1 protein-coding gene is annotated in these 255 nt (G+C 38.4%); it reads left to right on the top strand.

Annotation, left to right across the window (positions count from 1 at the left end; all coding sequences use genetic code 11):
* On the top strand, positions 1-255 hold a 255-nt coding region (locus RYX56_RS23795; RefSeq protein WP_317124311.1), incomplete at both ends, for a sigma 54-interacting transcriptional regulator.

Raw genomic sequence — 255 nt, 5'->3', positions numbered from 1 at the left:
CAATCAGGTTATGCTCAATGAGAAGTTATTTACTATGTCACATGAAGTCCATCGTTTAGAACAAGAAGTAGCAAAATATAAGCATTCTGGAGATCCATTTCATGTGATTAAAGGGAAAAGTGCCGCGATTCAATCGACCATTGATTTAGCAAAAAAAGTTTGTACGGTAAAATCCACCGTGTTAATTTTAGGAGAAAGTGGTGTAGGGAAAGAGGTATTTGCAAAGGCCATTCATGATGCCAGCGAGAAGCCCAA

The sequence above is a fragment of the Alkalihalophilus lindianensis genome (assembly GCF_032843265.1).
Lineage (GTDB): Bacteria > Bacillota > Bacilli > Bacillales > Bacillaceae_D > Alkalihalophilus > Alkalihalophilus lindianensis.
The sequence above is the reverse complement of the archived record's forward strand: the minus strand, read 5'-3'. Positions and strand labels throughout refer to the sequence as shown.